The 19,199-nt window shown below is 69.6% G+C and carries 16 protein-coding genes and 1 pseudogene; 9 read left to right on the top strand and 8 right to left on the bottom strand.

Annotation, left to right across the window (positions count from 1 at the left end):
* Positions 1-226: 226 nt before the first annotated feature.
* The gene (locus ABZ434_RS17320; protein WP_359136760.1) at positions 227-589 is read right to left on the bottom strand and encodes a helix-turn-helix domain-containing protein; all 363 of its coding nucleotides are present in this window, start codon (positions 587-589) and stop codon (positions 227-229) included.
* 55 nt (positions 590-644) lie between these two features.
* Here ABZ434_RS17320 and ABZ434_RS17315 point away from each other — a divergent pair, with 55 nt between their 5' ends.
* From ABZ434_RS17315 to ABZ434_RS17300, 4 genes are all read left to right on the top strand, one after another.
* A complete protein-coding gene (locus tag ABZ434_RS17315; RefSeq protein ID WP_359136757.1) occupies positions 645-1,871 on the top strand; it encodes an MFS transporter in 1,227 nt (408 codons plus the stop codon).
* A gap of 206 nt (positions 1,872-2,077) precedes the next feature.
* Positions 2,078-2,563, top strand: coding sequence for a potassium channel family protein (locus ABZ434_RS17310; RefSeq protein ID WP_359136755.1), 486 nt, complete (start codon positions 2,078-2,080; stop codon positions 2,561-2,563).
* A gap of 439 nt (positions 2,564-3,002) precedes the next feature.
* Positions 3,003-3,653 (top strand): hypothetical protein, encoded by a 651-nt coding sequence (locus tag ABZ434_RS17305; RefSeq protein ID WP_359136752.1) that lies wholly within the window; start codon positions 3,003-3,005, stop codon positions 3,651-3,653.
* Positions 3,654-4,044: 391 nt separating this feature from the next.
* Positions 4,045-4,479 (top strand): hypothetical protein, encoded by a 435-nt coding sequence (locus ABZ434_RS17300; RefSeq protein WP_359136972.1) that lies wholly within the window; start codon positions 4,045-4,047, stop codon positions 4,477-4,479.
* 108 nt (positions 4,480-4,587) lie between these two features.
* Here ABZ434_RS17300 and ABZ434_RS17295 read toward each other — a convergent pair whose 3' ends face one another.
* Positions 4,588-5,913, bottom strand: a complete 1,326-nt coding sequence (locus ABZ434_RS17295) for an APC family permease (RefSeq protein WP_359136749.1) — start codon at positions 5,911-5,913, stop codon at positions 4,588-4,590.
* Positions 5,914-6,125: 212 nt separating this feature from the next.
* On the opposite strand from ABZ434_RS17295, the gene ABZ434_RS17290 reads away from it, so the two are divergent.
* Both ABZ434_RS17290 and ABZ434_RS17285 read left to right on the top strand, forming a co-directional pair.
* Positions 6,126-8,402 carry a catalase gene (locus ABZ434_RS17290; RefSeq protein ID WP_359136746.1) on the top strand — a complete coding sequence of 759 codons (2,277 nt, stop codon included), beginning with the start codon at positions 6,126-6,128 and terminating at the stop codon, positions 8,400-8,402.
* A 490-nt stretch (positions 8,403-8,892) separates the two neighbouring features.
* A complete protein-coding gene (locus ABZ434_RS17285; protein ID WP_359136744.1) occupies positions 8,893-9,363 on the top strand; it encodes a DUF5709 domain-containing protein in 471 nt (156 codons plus the stop codon).
* Between the two features lie 128 nt (positions 9,364-9,491).
* Here the strand turns inward: ABZ434_RS17285 and ABZ434_RS17280 are convergent, their stop codons facing one another.
* The 4 genes from ABZ434_RS17280 to ABZ434_RS17265 all read right to left on the bottom strand — a co-directional run bounded on the left by ABZ434_RS17280 (position 9,492) and on the right by ABZ434_RS17265 (position 14,380).
* Positions 9,492-11,312 carry a thiamine pyrophosphate-requiring protein gene (locus tag ABZ434_RS17280; protein ID WP_359136741.1) on the bottom strand — a complete coding sequence of 607 codons (1,821 nt, stop codon included), beginning with the start codon at positions 11,310-11,312 and terminating at the stop codon, positions 9,492-9,494.
* 670 nt (positions 11,313-11,982) lie between these two features.
* Entirely contained in the window at positions 11,983-12,948 is a 966-nt protein-coding gene (locus ABZ434_RS17275) for an LLM class F420-dependent oxidoreductase (protein WP_359136738.1), read from the bottom strand.
* 419 nt (positions 12,949-13,367) lie between these two features.
* On the bottom strand, positions 13,368-13,640 hold the full coding sequence (locus tag ABZ434_RS17270) for a DUF3253 domain-containing protein (RefSeq protein ID WP_359136735.1): 273 nt from the start codon (positions 13,638-13,640) through the stop codon (positions 13,368-13,370).
* 257 nt (positions 13,641-13,897) lie between these two features.
* Positions 13,898-14,380: a hypothetical protein gene (locus ABZ434_RS17265; protein WP_359136732.1), complete on the bottom strand. Its 483-nt coding sequence runs from the start codon at positions 14,378-14,380 to the stop codon at positions 13,898-13,900.
* 76 nt (positions 14,381-14,456) lie between these two features.
* Here ABZ434_RS17265 and ABZ434_RS17260 point away from each other — a divergent pair.
* Positions 14,457-14,708 (top strand): annotated as a pseudogene (locus ABZ434_RS17260) (IS5/IS1182 family transposase); the annotation flags it as partial.
* Positions 14,709-16,054: 1,346 nt separating this feature from the next.
* Here the strand turns inward: ABZ434_RS17260 and ABZ434_RS17255 are convergent.
* Positions 16,055-16,372, bottom strand: a complete 318-nt coding sequence (locus tag ABZ434_RS17255; RefSeq protein ID WP_359136729.1) for a glycosyltransferase — start codon at positions 16,370-16,372, stop codon at positions 16,055-16,057.
* A gap of 668 nt (positions 16,373-17,040) precedes the next feature.
* On the opposite strand from ABZ434_RS17255, the gene ABZ434_RS17250 reads away from it, so the two are divergent.
* Positions 17,041-17,559: a hypothetical protein gene (locus ABZ434_RS17250; RefSeq protein WP_359136726.1), complete on the top strand. Its 519-nt coding sequence runs from the start codon at positions 17,041-17,043 to the stop codon at positions 17,557-17,559.
* 128 nt (positions 17,560-17,687) lie between these two features.
* On the opposite strand, the gene ABZ434_RS17245 is transcribed toward ABZ434_RS17250, so the two are convergent.
* Positions 17,688-18,653, bottom strand: coding sequence for a pirin family protein (locus tag ABZ434_RS17245; protein ID WP_359136723.1), 966 nt, complete (start codon positions 18,651-18,653; stop codon positions 17,688-17,690).
* Between the two features lie 143 nt (positions 18,654-18,796).
* Between ABZ434_RS17245 and ABZ434_RS17240 the strand changes: the two genes are divergently transcribed.
* Positions 18,797-19,153: a tetratricopeptide repeat protein gene (locus tag ABZ434_RS17240; RefSeq protein ID WP_359136720.1), complete on the top strand. Its 357-nt coding sequence runs from the start codon at positions 18,797-18,799 to the stop codon at positions 19,151-19,153.
* The last annotated feature ends 46 nt before the right edge of the window (positions 19,154-19,199 follow it).

Here is a 19,199-nt window from a genome sequence, read left to right as displayed (position 1 = left end):
CCAGGGCCGGCCCACGCCCCGGGGCACGGGTTCGACGCGCACGACGTCGCTGTCCTCGAATCCGGCGTCGTGGAGCAGCGCGAGGACGCGTTCGTCGCTGCGCAGCACGGGCAGCGGCCGGGGGTGAACTCCCGTACCGCTGGACGCCCTCCGCACCCCTGCTCCTGCCGCATCAGCCCTGCCGGTGCGATCACCGTGCGGTGCGCAGCCTGCCCGGCCGGCCGCCTCACCGTTGCGAGTCGGCTTGCTCGCGGGCGCGTTCGATGTCGGGGACATGGCTCTCGGCCCACTCGCGGACGGCACGCAGGGGCGTGAGCAGCGACCGGCCGAGGTCGGTGAGGGCGTACTCGACGTGCGGGGGGTTGGCGGGAAACTCGGTGCGAGAGATCAGGCCGTCGTACTCCATCGCGCGAAGCGTCTCCGTGAGCGCCTTGGGCGTGATCCCCCGGATGTGTGCCTTGAGCTCGGTGAATCGCATCGTCCTGGTGTCGAGCGCGTTGACTACGAACACTGTCCAGCGTGCCCCGATCCGATGCAGAACGGTGCGACTGGGGCAGGTCGCGGCCATGACGTTGTAGGCCTTGCCCATGCACAACTCCCGGTAGCGTTGAGGATACCGGTATAGAATCTATACCGTCTGGGCCGTGGCTCCTACCGATTCCACGGTCCGTCCCTCGATGGCTCGACATGGCCGATTCGTCACGGCGATCGTCATCGACTCGATCGGCACCGGCGTCTTCATCCCCGTAACGATGCTCTACTTCTTGGCCTCGACCTCGCTGACGCTGGTGCAGGTGGGCGCGGCGCTGACGACGGCCGGGCTGCTGGCGCTCCCGGCAGGCCCTCTGGTCGCGGGACTGACAGACCGCTACGGCACGAAGCCGGTGCTGCAAGCGGCGAACCTCGCCCAGGCGCTCGGCTTCGCCGGGTATCTCGTCGTGGGCCAAACCTGGCAGATCATCATCTGCGCGTGGTTGTGCAGCGCCGGGAGGGCAGTGTTCTCCGGTTGCTACGGCGTGACCGTGACGGCCCTGGCCGCGCCCGGTCAACGCGAGCGCTGGTTCGGCCTCCTCGGGTCCGTACGCAACCTCGGGTACGCCCTCGGCGGGCTCCTCTCCGCCGTCGCCGTCAGCATCGGGTCTCACGGCGCCTACGCCGCGATCGTGGCCATCAACGCCATGTCCTATCTCACCGCCTTCGCCCTGATGCGGGCCCTTCCGAACACCCGCCCACCAGCGGGGCGAGACGCTGGTGGAGGCTGGCAGCACGTGCTCAGGGACCGCCGGTACCTGCCGATCGTCGGACACCAACTGTGCTTCGCCATCTCGCTGTTCGCCCTCAACATCGCGATTCCGGTCTACGCCGTGGATGTGCTGGGCCTGCCGGGCTGGACGGCCGGGGCGGTCTTCACACTCAACACACTGATGGTCGGCTTCGGCCAGACGCTCGTCGTCGGCCGGCTCAGCGGACGAGTCCGCAGCCGCGTCCTCGTCATGGGACACGCCTGCTTCGCTGCCGGCTACCTCCTGTTCCTCGCCGCCGACCGCGTGGCCGTGCTCGCCCTCGCGGTCACCGTCGTACTGTTCGGTGCGGGTAGCTACACTCTCGGCGAAATCCTCGGCGGACCCATCACCTCGACGGTCGCCGCGGAGAGCGCCCCGGACGCCCTCCGCGGCCGGTACCTGGCCGTCAACCAACTCGCCGTGACTGCCGCAGGAACGATCGCCCCGATCGCGCTCTCCGGGCTGCTGTCCACCGGGGCGGCCGCGATCTGGCTGACCCTGGTCGGTGTGAGCGCCCTCGGAGCGACGCTCGCCACCGTGATGGGCAGGATGGTGCCGGCGGCACGGAGCCGCATCGGGGATGTCTGATGCCGCGTTCCCGATCGGCCGCAGGCAAACGCGGTCTCCCTCGGTTCGTGATCGCTCGATCGTGGGACGGATCGCCGGCGGCCCCTTCGCCGGGGCGTGCGACTCGGCCATGTACCGCAATCGGTGTGTGTCGGCACCCACCGTCGCGCCCCTGCACGGGTACCGTCGCCCGAAACCTTTCCGTATCTCGGTCGGGGGATCCGCGCGTGCAGCAATCGTTCTTCCAACTGCTCGGCCGATTCCTGAGCGACCCACGGTGGCGCGCCTTTCACTTCCGGGCCGCTCTGGCTGTCACCTCGGCCACCGCCGCGGTGCTGCTGGCCGGGGCGGCGTTGATCGTGCCGGCCGAACGGGGTGCGGCGGGCGCCAACATCACTTCGTTCCCCAAGGCCGTCTGGTGGTCCATCGAGACGGCGACGACGGTGGGTTACGGGGATCTCTACCCAGTGACCGCGTGGGGCCGGGTCATCGCCGCCGTCACCATGCTGGCCGGGATCACCACCTTCGGCATGGTCACCGCGGCCATGGCCACGTGGTTCGTCGGCCGGGCGGAGAAGGAAGTCCGTGAGGCGCGAACCACCGTAGGCCGCTACACCCGCGAAGGGGAGGAAGCCGTCAGCGCGGAGCTCCGGGTCCTGCACCAGAGGTTCGACCGCGTCGAGCAGTTGCTGAATCGTCACGGCGAACGCTGACGGCCACTGCGGCCACCGGCCGGCCGCCTCCCTCGTAACGGGGCCGCGGCGCCGGTGGTGCACGGTTTCCGCGCATCGACTCTCCAACCGAGGCGCTCAGGCAGCAAGGGTCGGGCAGTAGCGTTCGAACAGCACGGAAAGTGACGTCCACTCAATCCATCCGATGAACTTCACGTGTGATTAGCCATATATAACGGGTATGTCGCAGCGGGTTCGCTACTCAGAGTTAGTTACGGTGGCGTGGTCGCGCCGACCGGTCACCGGTGCGCGGCTGGTCTTGGGCCAAGCGAATGTCTGGCCCTTCCACTACCCGAATGGAGTGAGCGTGAACGCTCGTTCAGGCGTGAGTCGAGGTAAGACTCTCGTAGTCGCAGCACTGGCCGCGATCGTCGCCTCGACAGCCGCAGGACCGGTGTCAGCCGCCGGCGACGAAAACCGGGTGAGCTCAGAACACTGGGGCCTGATCACCCGCAACACGATCGGCTCTCCGGTCGCCGATCTGAGGGACGGCCCGTACGGCTCGTTCGGCGTGCAGGGTCCGTCCGCCAGGCCGCCCTACGGAAGGGGCAGCCTGGGAATCGAGGTGGCGGACAGCACCGAGAAGGTCGACTTCGGCAATGAGGTCGACTTCTACGGCGATCCCGTACTGGGCCTGAAGGACGTCGGCTTCCGCGTCTTCCAGACCGGTGAGAACGTCGACGCCGGGGGCGCGGAGAACCTGCCGAACATCAGGTTCGAGATCGACCCGAACGTGAGCCTGCATTCCACCGATCACTACTCCACGTTGGTGTGGGTGCCGGACGCGGTCCCGACGGCGGATACGAATCGCTGGAGCCGGTTCCTCGATGCCACCTCGACCGGCTACTGGTACCTCACAGGCAATGAGACCATCTGCACTCAGGCCGCCGAGTGCACCTTCGCGCAGGTGAAGGCTTCGCTCGACGACGGTGGAGCAGCGGCGACGATCCTCACCGCCGCGGTGGGCAAGGGCCGTGACAACGCGTGGGTCGGGGCTGTCGACGGCCTGCGGATCAATCGGAGCATCTACGACTTCGAGGCGAACGGCGTCCACGCCCGTCGGGCCCACTGACGCGGTCGGCAGGGCTGAGCCGGCTCGGCGACAGGAGCGCCGTTCGAGGCGCTGGAAGCGGTGCAGGAAGTCGGTCTCGCCGAGGCGGGCGCACACGGGTATGAGGTACCTGCTGATCCATGGCCTCGTACGCGTGCCGGTCGGTGGAGGCGAGGCGCTGCACCGCTTCTCCCTCACATCCGAGGCAGGGCGGGCATGAGTCGCGCGACTCGCCCACCCGTTCCTCCCGTGCCTCGACGCGATCGGGGCCACGGGCGATCTCCCCCCGTCTCCCCGCTGTGCAAGGGGCTCGTGCCGCACCAAATCTTCGGAAGGTGTCCTTCCGCAGCGATCAGTAGCTAGTGTCCGATTCATGACACATATGCGGAAGTTGCAAGCTCGACGGTTGACGGTGGCACTGGTCGGCGCGGCCGCCGCGATGGTGCTGGGCATAGGCGGGGCGATCGCAGTGGCCGACCAGGACGGCGGAGCCTCCGGGCCGACACCTGTGCCCTCGGAGACGTCCGATGGAGGAACCGTCGGCGTCTCGGTCGGCGCGGACAGCGGCACGGGTGACAGTGGCTCCGTCAGTGGTTCAGGCGGCACCGACGGCACCAGCTCCGGCGGAGCGGATGCGGGGGGTTCAGGTGGTTCGGACGGGGGCCCGATGCCTTCCGAGTCCCCCGCTCCTACGGACGAACCCACCTCGCATCCCACGGGTCCGGCAAGCCTGGACGACCTGGCTGAGCGTATCGACGGCCTGGAGAAGAAGGTGAATGAGCTGCCCTCCAAGAAGGAGCTGGCCGAGGCTCTCCGGGCCTTCGCCGACACGTTGGATCATGAGTGATCCGACGGCCGTTCCCATCGACGCCATCCGCCCGCATGCTGACGGGCATCGGCTGGAGCGTGCCGGCGCGGAGGCACGTGATGCGCGGTGCGCCCCGGGCGGCATCGTTCAACGCGCGCGGCGCAGGCGCAGGGCGGCCACCGAACCCAGGGCCGCCCCCACCGCGAGCACAACAAGTCCTCTGAGCCAGACTTCGCGTTCGATCTGGGTCGCGAGCCCGATGCACGACAGCGCGCCGAGGACCGGTACGACGACCGGTGCCCTGAAGTGATCACGGAGTCCCGCGTCGCGGCGCAGGACGAGCAGTGACGTGTTGACGAGGAAGAAGACCACGAGGAGCAGCAGGACCAGAGTGGAGGCGAGTGTTGACACATCGCCGGTCAGTGCGAGCAGCAGCGCAAGGGCGGTGGTGACGGCGATCGCCGCCCACGGGGTGCGGCGGCCGGGCAGCACCGCCGTGAGGAAGTGCGGCAGCAGCCCGTCCCGAGCCATACCGTAAGCCAGTCGGGAGGACATGATGCCCGTCAGAAGGGCACCGTTGGCGACCGCGATCAGGGCGATACCGCTGAAGACCTCGGTCGGCACCCCGCCGGCCGCGCGGACCACTTCGAGCAGCGGTCCGCTGGATCCGGCCAGCTTCCCGGTCGGCACCGCGGCCGCGGCGGCCGCGCCGACCAGCGCGTACACCGCGCCCGCGGTGAGCAGAGCGCCGAAGAGCGCCCTGGGATAGGAGCGCCGGGGATCGCGCGTCTCCTCGGCGACGTTGACGGATGTCTCGAACCCGACGAATGAGTAGTAGGCGAGTACTGCCCCGCTCAGCACGGCTGCGAAGGGCCCCTCGTCGGCGGTACCCAGATCCGACAGCCTTCCCATGTCCCCGTCGCCGCGCAGCACGATCCAGGCTCCGAGCCCGATCACCAGCAGCAGTCCGCTGACCTCGATGACCGTGGCGACGGCGTTGGCTCTGGTCGATTCGCTGATGCCCCGGGCGTTCAGCAGGGCCAGCGCGGAGAGGAAGACGACCGTGACGAGGACGACGGGGAGGGTGACGAACTCTGCCAGGTAGTCACCGCCGAACCCGCGGGCCAGGGCCGCCACGGACACCACCCCTGCCGCGAGCATGCAGAAGCCGGCCACGAATCCGGTGAAGGGTCCGTACGCCAGAGTCGCGTAGTGGGAGGCGCCCCCCGCCCGCGGGTACTTCGTGGCCAGTTCGGCGTAGGAGGTGGCCGTGAGCAGTGCCAGGCACAGTGCTACGAGGAGGGGCACCCAGACGGCGCCACCGGCTTCGGCCGCGACTTCTCCGATCAGGACGTAGACCCCGGCGCCGAGTACGTCTCCGAGGATGAAGAAGTAGAGCAGCGAGGTGGTCAGGGCCTTCTTGAGGCTGGTCGGCGCGTCCGCTGCTTCGGGCTTGGTTCGGGGTGCATTCACGGGAGCCGTATACCCGGTGCGCTCCCCCGCAGACGTTGGCTGGGCCGCCATACGGGTCCCGTGGCTCCAGATGCCGTGCCGCAGCGCCGGATGGCTCACTCCGTGTGTCCCGTCGAGGGCCGGGGGGTACCCGTGGTCAGGCAATGCCCTCTGCCCGCGCGTACTGACCACTGCGCACACGGCAGTGCCCGTCCCCGTGAGATTGGAATTCAGTGAGCGAGAAGAAGAACCCGGTGTCAGCCGCTGCGGAGAAGATCGCCGGCAAGGTCCAGGAGGCCGTCAGCCCGGGAAACGAGTTGCCCGGCGCCCCTGGCCCCGAGGGCGTCGGGATCGATGAGCCCACGAAGGTACGCGAGCCTCTGCCGCCCAAGCACGACCAGCGCGGGCCCGACACGTACAGCCCCACCGGGCAGCCGACGGGCGCCCCGCAGGACAAGGTGGCCCAGGGCGGCGCCCGTCTCACCACCGCGCAGGGTGCGCGCCTGTACGAAACCGACCACTCCTTGAAGGCCGGCCCCCGGGGCCCGGTGTTGCTCCAGGACCATCACCTGCGGGAGAAGATCACCCACTTCGATCACGAACGCATCCCCGAGCGCGTGGTCCACGCCCGCGGCGCCGCCGCCCATGGCGTGTTCCGGGGATACGGCGCGGCAGCGGGAATCACGAAGGCCGCGTTCCTCGCCGATGGTGTCGAGACACCGGTGTTCGTACGCTTCTCCACCGTGCTCGGCTCGCGCGGATCCGCCGACACCGTGCGCGACACCCGGGGCTTCGCGACGAAGTTCTACACCGACGAGGGCGTCTTCGACCTCGTAGGCAACAACATCCCGGTCTTCTTCATCCAGGACGCGATCAAGTTCCCCGACATCATCCACGCGGGCAAGCCGCATCCGGACCGGGAGATCCCGCAGGCGCAGAGCGCGCACGACACGTTCTGGGACTTCGTCACACTCCACACCGAGGCGACCCACCACACGCTCTGGAACATGTCGGACCGCGGCATCCCGCGCTCCTACCGGATGATGGAAGGCTTCGGCGTCCACACCTTCCGGTTGGTCAACGCCGAGGGCGCGACCACGCTGGTGAAGTTCCACTGGAAGCCGAAGCTGGGCGTGCACTCCCTGGTGTGGGAGGAGGCCCAGATCACCGCGGGCATGGACCCGGACTTCCACCGTCGCGACCTGGCCGACGCGATCGAAGCGGGCGCCTTCCCCCAGTGGGAGTTGGGCGTGCAGACGTTCCCGGACAACGATGAGCAGATGTTCGAGGGCATCGACCTGCTGGACCCGACGAAGATCGTGCCGGAGGAGCTGGCACCGGTCCAGCCGATCGGCCTGATGACGCTGAACGCCAACCCCTCGAACTACTTCGCCGAGACGGAGCAGGTCGCCTTCCATGTGGGCCATCTGGTTCCCGGCATCGACGTCACCAACGACGCGCTGATGCAGGGGCGTCTCTTCTCGTACGTCGACACCCAGATCACCCGGCTCGGTGGGCCGAACTTCGGGCAGTTGCCGATCAACCGTACCCACGCGCCCGTCAACGACATGCTGCGCGACGGCATGCACCAGAGCGCCGTGCACCGCGGCGTGGCGCCGTACCGGCCCAACTCCCTCGACGGAGGCTGTCCGTTCCTGGCCGGTGAGGACACCGGCGCCTACATCGAGGTGCCCGCAGAGGTCCCCGCGGCCCGCAAGGTCCGCGACGCGGCGGCGTCCTTCGACGACCACTTCAGCCAGGCGCGTCTGTTCTGGCTCAGCATGACCCCGACCGAGCGCGAGCACATCGTCGCCGCGTACACGTTCGAACTCGGCAAGTGCTGGGAGAAGGCGATCAAGGAGCGGGCTCTGAAGACGCTCGCCAACATCGACGCCGAGCTGTGCGCGCGCGTCGCGGAGGGCCTGGGCCTGACCGCGCCGGAAGCGAGCGTGCCCCTGGCGTCGGTCGAGCCGAGCCCCGCGCTGTCCCAGCTGGGCCACACCTGGCCGGTCGACGGCCGGATCATCGGCATCGTCACCGACGGGGCGAGCGGCCTGGACGCCGTACGGGAGGCGCGCGAGGTGATCCTGGACGCCGGGATGGTCCCGCTGGTCATCGCGCCGGCGGGCGGCGAACTGAGCACCGGAAGCGAACGGGTCTCCGTGCAGCGCACGTTCGCCACCGCCCGGTCGACCGAGTTCGACGCGATCGTGCTGGCCGGAGCCCCCGCTCCGGCCCCCGACGCGTACGGGGCCCGCGACGCCAAGACCGACGACGCGGCCACGGCCACCGGCATCGACCCCCGCGTCCTGCTGCTGGTCACCGAGGCGTTCCGCCACGGCAAGGCCGTCGCGGCCTGGGGCGACGGTGCGACGGTGCTGGAGAAGGCCGGTCTGGCCGCAGATGCGGCCGGAGTGGTGGCCGGTGGGGCCGCTTCCACGGTGGTGAACGGCGTCGCCGCGCTTCTGGCGGGACACCGCGCCTGGGACCGCTTCACCCCGGCGCTCTGAGACCGGGCCGGGCCGGCGGGCGGCCGTGTGCAGCCGCAGTGGTCCGGCTGCACACGGGGGAGGCAGCCTGCGGGCCGGCAGGCATGCGCAGATCTTCTCGAACCGGTGCCGTGCCGTCCTGCCCGGTCGGCGCTCCCCACGTGCGGAGACGTATGAACCACCAGGAGCGCAACCGTCCGGGCGGTGGACAGCCTCACCGGACCACCGCCGACGAGGTGCTCCAGGAGGTGGAGGAGGCCGGGACGGGCGTGACGGCCGCGGGAAGCAGAGCGGCAAGGAGAGCCGGGCGGTCACACCGGGGATGCGCTGGGCCCGGATGAGGACGTCCAGGAAGACGCGGATGAACCACGCACCTAGGGTGAGAATCAGGGTGCTTCGACCTTGCACGACAGGGCACTCGCAGTGGTGCGCGGGCAAGCCGCCGGGTGGCGTGAGAGCACCCGGCGGCGGCCCGGAGCACTCATGACGCCTCCGACGGAAGGGACGGATCATGCCGACAGAGGCACGTGGCGACGATGTCTACCAGCCGCAGGACGACGGCCAGGACCCGCCGAACGACGAGCTCGACATGGAGAACTCGCTCGATGAGCGGGGGCTGGACGACCAGATGGAGGAGGGTTACTCCCCACCCGAGCGTCCGATGGCCGTCGACAAGTACGGAACGACGGGCGAGGAGGAGCGCCTCGGCGAGTCCCTCGACCAGCGCCTGGCGCAGGAGGTCGACGACGTCGAGCCGCCCGTCGGTGACGGCATCGGTGACCTGGCCGACGGCGAGGGCGAGCCACTGGACCCCGAGGGCGGCGAGACGCGCTCCGGCCGCCTGCGCGACGCGGAGGTGGGCCCGGGGCGGCACACCGCCGTCCATGCCGACGACGTGGGCATCGACGGCGGCGCGGCCTCGGCCGAGGAGGCAGCCGTGCACACCACGGGCGAGGAAGAGGGCCAGGGGCGCAACGGCTGACCTCAGGACGGCCGGCGTCCCAGGTCAGAGCGCCTTCAGGGGCGTCCGGGGCATCGTGCAGACCGCGCTCTCGCCGGTCGGCCCGGGAGCGGCCCCGGTGAGGCGGGGCGCCTCACCGGGGCGCGGGCTCACTTCTCTGCGGACCCTTCGCCACCGGACTCCCGGTGGTGGCCGGGCAGCATCTCCTGCACCTTGGCCTTGAGCCCTTGCCGCAGCATGGCCTTTCGATCGCTGTCACCCTTGAGGACGGAAAGGGCGGCCGCTTCGATCTGGTCGAGATCGGCGTGCGGCGGGATCGGCGGGACGGCGGGGTCGGTCCGGAAATCGATGACGAACGGCCGGTCGCCGGCCAGGGCCCGCTGCCAGGCCTCCTCGACCTGGTCGGGCTTCTCCACGCGTACGCCGTCGAGGCCGATCGAGCGGGCGAAGTCCGCGTAGCGCACGTCGGGCAGGGCTTGCGAGGGCAGGAACTGCGGGGCGCCCGACATGGCCCGCATCTCCCAGGTGACCTGATTGAGGTCCTGGTTGTTGAGCACCGCCACGACGAGGCGGGGGTTCTCCCACCCCCGCCAGTACTTGGCGACGGTGATGAGCTCGGCCATGCCGTTCATCTGCATCGCACCGTCGCCCACGATCGCGATGGCGGGCCGGTCGGAGTGGGCGAACTTGGCGCCGATGACGTACGGCACTCCGGGGCCCATCGTGGCCAGCGTGCCCGAGAGCGAGCCTCGCATGGTGCCGCGGAAGCGAAGGTGCCGGGCGTACCAGTTGGCGGCGGACCCCGAATCAGCCGCCACCATCACGTCGTCCGGCAGGAGTGCGTCCAGCGCGTGCACGACGTACTCCGGGTTGACCGGATCGGCTTCCACCGCGGCGCGCCGCTGCATGACCTCCCACCACTTCGCGGTGTCCTTCTCGATCTTCTTCCGCCAGGCGCCGTGCTTCTTCTTCTTGAGATGCGGCAGCAGGGCATCGAGCGTCGCACGCGCGTCACCCACCAGATTGACTTCGAACGGGTAGCGCAGCCCGATCATGAAGGGGTCGATGTCGATCTGTACCGCGCGAGCCTGATCGAATTCGGGCAGGAATTGTGAGTACGGGAAGCTGGAGCCGACCACGAGCAGGGTGTCGCAGTCCCGCATCATCTCGTACGAGGAGCGGGTGCCGAGCAGACCGATGGAGCCGGTCACGTAGGGCAGGTCGTCGGGGAGGACGTCCTTGCCGAGCAGCGCCTTGGCGACGCCGGCCCCCAGGGTCTCCGCGAGCACCTCGACCTGGGCGCGCGCCCCTCGGGCGCCCTGCCCGACCAGGATCGCGACCTTCTCCCCGGCGTTCAGCACCTCCGCGGCCCGGGCGACGTCGTCCGGTGCGGGAAGGGGCGCGTACGTACTCGCCCCGAGACTGGACGGAACCATCTTGAACGCGTGGGTCGGCGGCGAGTAGTCCAGGTCCTGGACGTCGGCCGGGATGATCACGGCCGTCACGGTGCGCCTGGCGTAAGCGGTGCGCATGGCCCGGTCGATCACATTGGGCAGCTGCTCGGGAACGGTGACCATCTCGCAGAACTCGGAGGCGACATCCTTGTACAGGCTCAGCAGGTCCACCTCCTGCTGGTACGAGCCGCCCAGCGCGCTGCGATTGGTCTGCCCCACAATCGCGACGACGGGCACGTGGTCGAGCTTCGCGTCGTACAGCCCGTTCAGCAGATGAATGGCTCCGGGCCCCGAGGTGGCCGCGCAGACGCCCACCTTGCCGGAGAACTTGGCGTAGCCGACCGCTTGGAAGGCGGCCATCTCCTCGTGCCGGGCCTGGACGAATTCAGGCTTGTTGTCCGCCCGGCCCCAGGCGGCGAGCAGTCCGTTGATCCCGTCGCCCGCGTAAGCGAAGACGTGCTCGACTTCCCACTCGCGCAAGCGCTGCAGGACGTAGTCGGAGACCTTGGTCGCCATATCTCTTCTCCTATCGGTACTGCGTCGTGTGCCGGTTCCGGCGCAGGGCGGTGCAGACACCCGCGCCGGTCCGCCGCGGCGCAGATGTCGGGCCGTCCGAGGAAGGGCTTAGCCCCGTGGGGCGGGACGGGGACCGGAGGGCCGGCATGGGGGCGCCGTGCCGCGCACGGACCGGGTCCGCTCCGGCAGCCGCGTCGCCCCTGCGAGGCACGATCACGCCGATGGGCACCAGCCGGTGGTTCGAGCCGCCCGTCGGTCGCGTGGGCGCCACGGATGCCCGCGCCGATGGGCACCAGCCGGTGGTTCGAGCCGCCTTCGGTCGCGTAGGCGCCACGGATGCCTGCGTCGATGGGCACCAGCCGGTGGTTCGAGCCGCCTTCGGTCGCGTGGGCGCCCCGGACGCCCGCGTCGAAGCGGACCTCGTCGACCCGCCGGGCGAGCTCACGCCGGAGGGTTGCGAGGTCCGGTGCCGCGACCGTGTCGGACCGTCCGTCCGCCGGGGCGTTCCCTCCCTCGACCATTCGTGCCTCCTCCTCGCGCAGCCCGGCAGCCCGGGCGGGGCCCGGCCTCCTACGGATCCGGTACCCGGAGTCGGCACGTTCACCTGTCCGCAGCGCGGCGACTGCCCCGATCAGCCCTGCGGGCCCCGGCTGCCGGGCGCGCCCGCGGGTCACACGGCGCGCAGGGCGGGCAGGAGCTTCTCCTGGGCCCAGTCGATGAACCCCTTCTGGTGGCCGCCGCCGATCTGGACGAGGGCGACCTCGGTGAACCCCGCCTCGATGAACGGGCGCACCGCGTCCACGAACTCTCCGACGTCGTGGCCGCAGGGGACGGCCTGGGCGATGTCGTCGGGCCGGACGTACTGGGTGGCCTGGTCGAAGGCACTCGGTCCCGGCAGCTCGGAATTCACCTTCCAGCCGCCGACCGACCAGCGGAACTGCTCGTGCGCCCGCTTCACCGCCGCGTCGCGGTCGGTGTCGTAGCAGACGGGCAACTGGCCCACCCGGGGCTTTCCGCCGCCGCCGTGCCGGTCGAATTGCGTGAGCAGGTCCTTCTTGGGCTCCGTGGCGATGACGAGGTCCGCGAGCCGGCCCGCGATCTCGCACGACCGCTCCCCCGAGACGGCGACCCCGAGGGGCACGGCCACGTCCGGGACGTCCCACAGCTTGGCGTTGTCCACGTCGAAGTGGGTGCCGTGGTGGGTGACGTATCCGCCGGAGAGGAGCGCCTTGATGATCTCCACCGCCTCCTCGAGCCTCTCCAGCCGCACCCGGGCGTCCGGCCAGCCGGCGCCCACCACGTGCTCGTTGAGGTTCTCGCCGGACCCCAGCCCGAGCCGGAACCGCCCCTCGGAGAGCAGTTGCAGTGTCGCGGCCTTCTGGGCGACCACGGCTGGGTGGTAACGGGTCGTCGGGCAGGTCACGTACGTCATCAGCGGGATACGCGACGTGGCCTGCGCGGCCGCTCCCAGCACGCTCCAGGCGTACGGCGCGTGTCCCTGGGACGCCAGCCAGGGGAAGTAGTGGTCGGAGGTAACGGAGAAGTCGAAGCCGGCCTGCTCGGCCGCCACCACGTCCTCGACGAGGGCCCGCGGCCCCGACTGTTCGGTCATCATCGTGTATCCGAATTGCACCATATGAGATGGGTTACCGATCCGTGGCGGCCGAAACGTGCCGATGAAGGCGACAACCGGCACACGGCATCTACGCCCCACCGCGTAACCCACGGTAGAAAGTGGACAAGAAGTGACAACGTCATGGCTGGCACGACGCACCACGCCCCCTCCAGTGCCCCGGGCCTGGGCACTCGACACCGTCCGCCAGAAGGTTTTCAGGGAGGTGAAGCAGGGGGACGTGCCCCGGAATGCAACTGGAGGCCGATTAACTTGGTGAACACCGGTGGGTCGATGACGCGACGATCAGCCGGCTACGGAAGGCTCCCGCCTGCGTGGAGCGGTTGAACCGAGCAGGGATTACGCAAGGGCCACGCGGGTTCTTCGAGTGTGACCTCTGTCCGCGTGATCAATTGGGCATGTCACCAGCGCGGGCCGGGGTGTCAGCGAGTGCGGCGAATGCGGATGGGACCCCGCGCCTGCCCCGGTTCGACCGGCCGGCCACCCTGGGTGATCTCCACCTCGCCGGCCGCGACCAGACGCCGTGCCGCCCGACGGACCGGTTCCATCAAGGTGCGCCAGCCATCGTCGTCCTGCGCGTACACGGCCCGAGCAGCGTCCGAGGGACAGATCGTCCCGGTCGGACCACGCTGCTCCAGCAGTTCCACGATGGCCAGCTCCAAACGCCGGTCCATGTCGTGTTCGTCGTCCGTCACGCCACCAGTCTCGCGGAGAATCCGCTTGAACGCTGCCCGGGCGTCCGGCGGCGCCGCCGGCACGGCATGTCGCCGGTCGGCGCCGAGGACACCGTCTCAGCCTGCAGTCGTGACTCATGAACGTATCGCGCATGCCGTCACTGACGGAGGTCCGTGCATTCAGCGTCGTCTTCGAGCAGCGGATCGAGGGGGCCGTAGTTCGGAGTGAGCAACAGTCCCATGACCACGGGGCTGGCTCAGGCTTCGAGGCGGCCCGGTCATGTGGCTGACCGCCGAAGAGTCTCCCTCCATTCGTCTCTCACATCGCGGGATTCATCCATAGCGGGATCGCGCCTTCCGCCGGGTGCGTAGGCCGGGGACCGGCCTGCGCGGAGCGGTACGTGGGCGCAATACCAGGCCCGCTCAGCGCCTGCCTGCTCGGCGTCCGTGCCGGTCAGTCGATAGTCGAGCAGGGCGGTCATGACCCGGCGACGCCCGAAGGCATAGACCGCTGGTTCGACGAACCAGAGGCAGAAGCTGGGGTCCGGGTCGTAGACGGCTGCAGCCACCAACGGGGCGAAGAACTCTTCGGGCAGGTTGGCACGTTCGAGCAGTGACTTGCGCACGGCATGGGCCAGGTGCCGTGCGCGGCGTGCTTCCGGTACGTCGGCCGCGTTCCCTAAATCCATCAGCCGCGCCACCTCGGTGGCGCATGACAGGAATGAGCGCGCAGCTGCCTCGTTGTGCTCTTCGTCGGCCATGGGGGCATTCTGAACCTGCTCAGGCCGAGAGGGTACGGGGCGATGGTTGCTTCTCAGCGAGTGAAACGATCACGTCGTGGCTGGTGTGACAACGGCGTCGGTGCCGTCCTGGATAGAGCCCTTCACCGGGCTGAGCTCGCGCTGCTTCAGCAAGTTGGTTGCCTCGGTGCGACGCGAGCTGGGCGATCCGCAGCGCGGCCGGCCCTGGAGCCTGCCGCTGGAGGACACTGCCCACCAGGTCGTCATCGACGCTGACACCCGACTGGTCGTCGTGGTCGGTCGGCCCTTGCCGGGCAACCGGCACGACTCCCGTGGCTGGGAGGAGTCCACACCCGCCTGGCGTCCGAGCGGCTCCGATCGACGTCCTTGCCTACGTGGTGGAGGACATCGCGGAGCGCGGCTCCGGCCGTAGGGACCGTGTGCTGTGGGGGCAGGCCCTGCGATGCCCGCCTGGAGCGCCTGGCCGGCGAGGAACTCGTGGCGCCTGAGCCTGCCCCTCGCCGGTCCCGAGCAGTCCGGTGGAGTGGGCTCGGAGGGCTGCCCCCACTTTTGACCAAAGTCTTTTCGGCTAGCGGGAACATACCCGCTTCCCCGTGCGTTCATTAAAACTTTTGACCCTAGTTCGACCCAGTGGAGGGGCAGGGTGCCCATCTGGGCGTAAGCCCTGGTCGACTGGGGTGTCGGCATGCAGTGGATGCACAACGTGAGGGAGTTCGCGGAAGACCCGTGGGTGCAGTGGGGGGTGGGTGAGGCCCTGAAGCTGCTGCGCCGCCGGTTGTGGAAGAGGCGCGGGCAGCCCACACAGCCGCCCGAGCCCGAGTCCACTGACGATCACGGCTCTGATCCTTCAGCGCCGCACTCATAACCTACGAAGGCCCTTTTCGCCCCGGGACCGTGCCCGGGGCGATACGCCGCTTTGCACTGGTGCGCGCGACTGTCGCGCCACTGCACCCCCGAGGGTCCGTGCAGAGCGTCATGATCCGGTCGTCCTCGGCCATGGGCTGGGCATATTGCGGGTGGTAGGGCTCATACGACGCCCACGCCGCGTGCCCGGGGGCGCCAGGAGAACTACCTGTGGCTGCCGCTCGCCGTCATCGAATCGGAGGAGACCCGGGCGCGGCTCGGTGCGGCCCGCACGAAGCAGGAGCGCGCCTTGAGCGCGCCGTTGATGCCTACGCCCACTTCTCGGCCAGGCCCGACAGCATGGTGTCCGACCTCTTCCACGAACCGCCGGCCCCGGCCGCAGCCGTCGTGGTGCCGACGCCAACGCGTCTCCGGGAGGTCGACACCGCGGCCGCCCGCTCACGATCCCCACGGCACGACCAGCCGCGGCAAGAAGAAGCCACCGCCCCGCGCGAATACCGGCTGACCTACGAGCAGAAGCAGCGCCTGGACGAGATACGGGCGGAGAGGACCGGGGCCGGCAATGTGGACTGGGCACCCAAAACTCGACTGCCGTACCGGTACCGGGCGGATGTGCGTGGAGCACCGGCCCCCGACTCCGGAGGACGTCGCCGCTCTGCGGAGCACGACCCGGGCGTTCGGTCCGCATACATCGCACGGATCAGCGGCCCCTTGCCGCCGCCGCCGGAGACCGGCGACGGCAACACTGTGCTCCGGGGCGTCCTGCCTGTTCGGGCCGGGGCACGCGGTGGACGTGCGGGCGGGGCGACGTCAGACGCGGACGAGTGCCTCGTACCGCATCCAGCCCACGCCGTCGGCAGCCGCGTCGGTGTTGACGCGCGCGTAGGTGATGTCGTTCCATCCGGCGTACTCGCAACCGGGGCCGGGTGCCCCGACGATGTCACCGGCCTGCTTGGTCTTCACGATCACGCTGTTGGGGTTCGGGTTCTCGTACACGCCGGCCGTCGGCCACACGACCTTGTAGTCGCAGGACTGGGGCGCCGCGACGGCGCTCTGCGCAGTGGCGAGCAAACCGACGGCGGAGAGTGCGGTGGCAAGTGTCGCGGCAGTGAGAAGTCTTGAGCGCATGGGTGCGTGTTCTCCCGGGTTGATGGCAGTGCGGGGGCACAGAATGCCAGGTCGCTCGACAGCCCCGCTCACTGGCCTCCCCTTCGTCGGCCGGCCAGGTGATTCCACGGAGGAAGGGGCGGGGAGAAGGTCACTCCCCTTGCGGCGCGCAATCAGTTCGCGGAGCGTACGAAGCACTAAGTGGACTGCCACAGATACGAGTTCACGCACACCGCTCGCGCGGAGGCTGCCGTGCCCATCGAACGCGTCGACGGTGCCGTGCACGGGTGGACACACCTGGGCATGGCATGACCGAGAGCCTCCGAGGCCGCTCCTGCCCCGAGTCGACCGCGACGGCCATGTCCGCCGCCACGGCAGGGGAACGCTGCCGTGGAGTGAGACCGGGTCGATGCCCCCGAGCCGTCGGACGCGGCGACAAGCCGACCGGGAAGCGGCGACCGGCGCCAGGGGCTTGACCCGCAGCGGCTGCGTATCCACGGCGGAACGGGACCGCAGACCCTGAACTACGTAGGTCATGTAAGGGAAACCACCGACTCGCGGCGCCTCGAGAGGTGGGAGAGTCGTGATCGGTCCCGGGAGCCGTACACGTCACGAGCGGTCTGTGTGACGACCGCCTTCAATGGGGGGTGGGCGGCGTGACGCGGACGGCAGGCACATGGGAGCGGAGAGTGGGGCTGACCGGAGCCGTGGTCAGTCTCGCTGTCGCCGGATGGCTGATCTGGCTGCTCCCGGGACCCCACCTGGCGGCCGTTCTGGGGATCGGTCCCGTGGACGGCGTCATGACGATCTCCTCGTGCTACGACGCCACCGACTTCGAGGGCAATCAGGACGGTACCGACTGCAGCGGCACCTACACGCCGCGCGCCGCGGGCGAGCCACGGCGCCGGATCACGCTGGACAAGGCCGGCACGTCGCACAAGCCCGGGAGCACCGTGGAGGTGCGGCTGGTCAGAGGCAGGGCCCATGAACTGTCGGGCTACGCGCTGGGGACGTGGGTCACCGTCACCGGTCTCATCCTCGGCCCCTTCCTCGCCCTGTCGCTGTCGTTCCGTGCCTCCGCGCGGGACGGCACCTGGGGCCACGACGGTGACTACGTCCTCGTTTTCATCGCCGCCGAGCTCGCCTCCCTCGTCCTCGGATTCGTGGTGGGGATCCTCGCGTCGATCGTCTTGGCCGTGTTCGGCTGACGAGGCGTGGAGCCGCCCGGTCCCGCGTCAGCCGGTGCTCGTGCTGCCGGCTGTGTGCGCGAGACTCCCGAATGAACCCCCGGCCACGTCGTTGGACATTGCCGCCCTCCTCGGAGAGAGCCCCCAGCTCAGCGCACCCGCCCTCGCGGTTTCAGCGCCACCGGCGGCAGTGCGGGCGCCGACAGCCGGCCTCCGTCGTAGCCGTGCACTTCCCCGAACCGAGCACTGGTCATCCAGTCCGAACGCGCCTGCTCGATCTCCTCGTGCGAGCGTCCGATGAAGTTCCACCACATGACGATCTCCTCCTCGAAGGGCTCACCGCCCAGGAGCATCAGAGCCGCGTCGGACTCCGCGCGCAGGGGGAGCTCGGTCCGGCCGCAGCCGAGGTAGAGCATCGAGCCGGGCAGGACGGGGACACCGTCGACCTCCGCCTCGCCGGACATCGACAGCACGGCGTACTCGAAGTCGGGGTCCAGCGGGAGGCGCGCTTCGGCTCCGCGACTCAGGGCCAGGTCGGCGCCGACGATCGGCGTGTACGCGGTGCCGGGTGAGGTGGTGTCGTCGAGGGTTCCGAGGATCACCGTGGCCGTGAGGCCGGGGGCGGTGACGGTCGGCAGGTCCGTGTGGTGCTGGAAGTGCGGTTCGACGGTGCGGTGGGCGTCGGGCAGGGCGACCCACAGCTGGGCGCCGTGCAGCAGCGCGGCGTGCGGCCTGGGGCTCTCCTCGCTGTGGCTGATGGCGCGGCCGGACGTCATGAGGCCGAGCTCGCGCGGACGGATCGTCTCGAGGCTGCCCAGGCTGTCGCGGTGCAGGACCTCGCCCTCGTGCAGCCAGCTGACCGTCTGCAGTCCCATGTGAGGGTGCGGTGGCACCTGCATCCCGGGTTCGTCGGCGATGTCGTCGGGGCCGTAGTGGTCGACGAAGGCCCAGGCCCCGACCATGCGGCGGCCCAGGTTGGGCAGCAGTCTGCGGACCTCGGTGGACTCGCCGAGCCGGACATGGCGAGGGGTGAGGAGTTCACGTACGGGTTCGGCGACGACGAAACCCCGCCCTCCGCAGACGGAGAGTGCGGCTTGGCTATCGAGATTGCTCATGGCGGTCAACCTATTCCCGTGCGGCTCCGGGCGGGGGCACCCACGCCGAATATTTAGTGGAATGTTAAACCATCTATGAGTGTTGTGGCATCCGGATACGCACGGGAGCCGCCCGGCGCGGCACCCTCGGTCGAGGAGATCACATGAGCGACACCTACTACGAGTTCGGCACCGCCGCCGAGCGCTGGGACCGCGCGCAGTTCTTCTTCGAGTCGAAGGAGTACGCGACCGCGGCCAGGATTCTGGGCGGACTCGTCGAGGAGGTTCCGGAGCAGGTCGCGCCCCGGCTGCTGCTGGCGCGGGCCTACTACCACTCGGCGCGGCTCGTCCGGGCGGAGACGGAGCTGCGCGCGGTGCTGGAACTCGACCCGGTCGAGCAGTACGCCCGGCTGATGCTCGGCCGGACGCTGGAGCGTCAGGGCCGACAGGCCGAGGCCGGCACGCAGTTGCGGATGGCGGCCGCGCTGTCCGGGGACTTCACCCCGTCAGGTGGTGCCTGAGCGGCACGCGCACCGGGACGCACCCGGATATCCGGGTGCGTCCCGG

Origin of the sequence: Streptomyces sp. NPDC005761, from assembly GCF_040630635.1 — a bacterium.
GTDB lineage: Bacteria > Actinomycetota > Actinomycetes > Streptomycetales > Streptomycetaceae > Streptomyces.
The sequence above is the reverse complement of the archived record's forward strand: the minus strand, read 5'-3'. Positions and strand labels throughout refer to the sequence as shown.

Bases quoted from the DNA above. Each gene is read 5' to 3' on its own strand.
- ABZ434_RS17320 (WP_359136760.1), bottom strand. From the start codon at position 589: ATGGGCAAGGCCTACAACGTCATGGCCGCGACCTGCCCCAGTCGCACC.
- ABZ434_RS17285 (WP_359136744.1), top strand. From the start codon at position 8,893: ATGCCGACAGAGGCACGTGGCGACGATGTCTACCAGCCGCAGGACGAC.
- ABZ434_RS17280 (WP_359136741.1), bottom strand. From the start codon at position 11,312: ATGGCGACCAAGGTCTCCGACTACGTCCTGCAGCGCTTGCGCGAGTGG.
- ABZ434_RS17275 (WP_359136738.1), bottom strand. From the start codon at position 12,948: ATGGTGCAATTCGGATACACGATGATGACCGAACAGTCGGGGCCGCGG.
- ABZ434_RS17265 (WP_359136732.1), bottom strand. From the start codon at position 14,380: ATGGCCGACGAAGAGCACAACGAGGCAGCTGCGCGCTCATTCCTGTCA.
- ABZ434_RS17255 (WP_359136729.1), bottom strand. From the start codon at position 16,372: ATGCGCTCAAGACTTCTCACTGCCGCGACACTTGCCACCGCACTCTCC.
- ABZ434_RS17245 (WP_359136723.1), bottom strand. From the start codon at position 18,653: ATGAGCAATCTCGATAGCCAAGCCGCACTCTCCGTCTGCGGAGGGCGG.
- ABZ434_RS17240 (WP_359136720.1), top strand. From the start codon at position 18,797: ATGAGCGACACCTACTACGAGTTCGGCACCGCCGCCGAGCGCTGGGAC.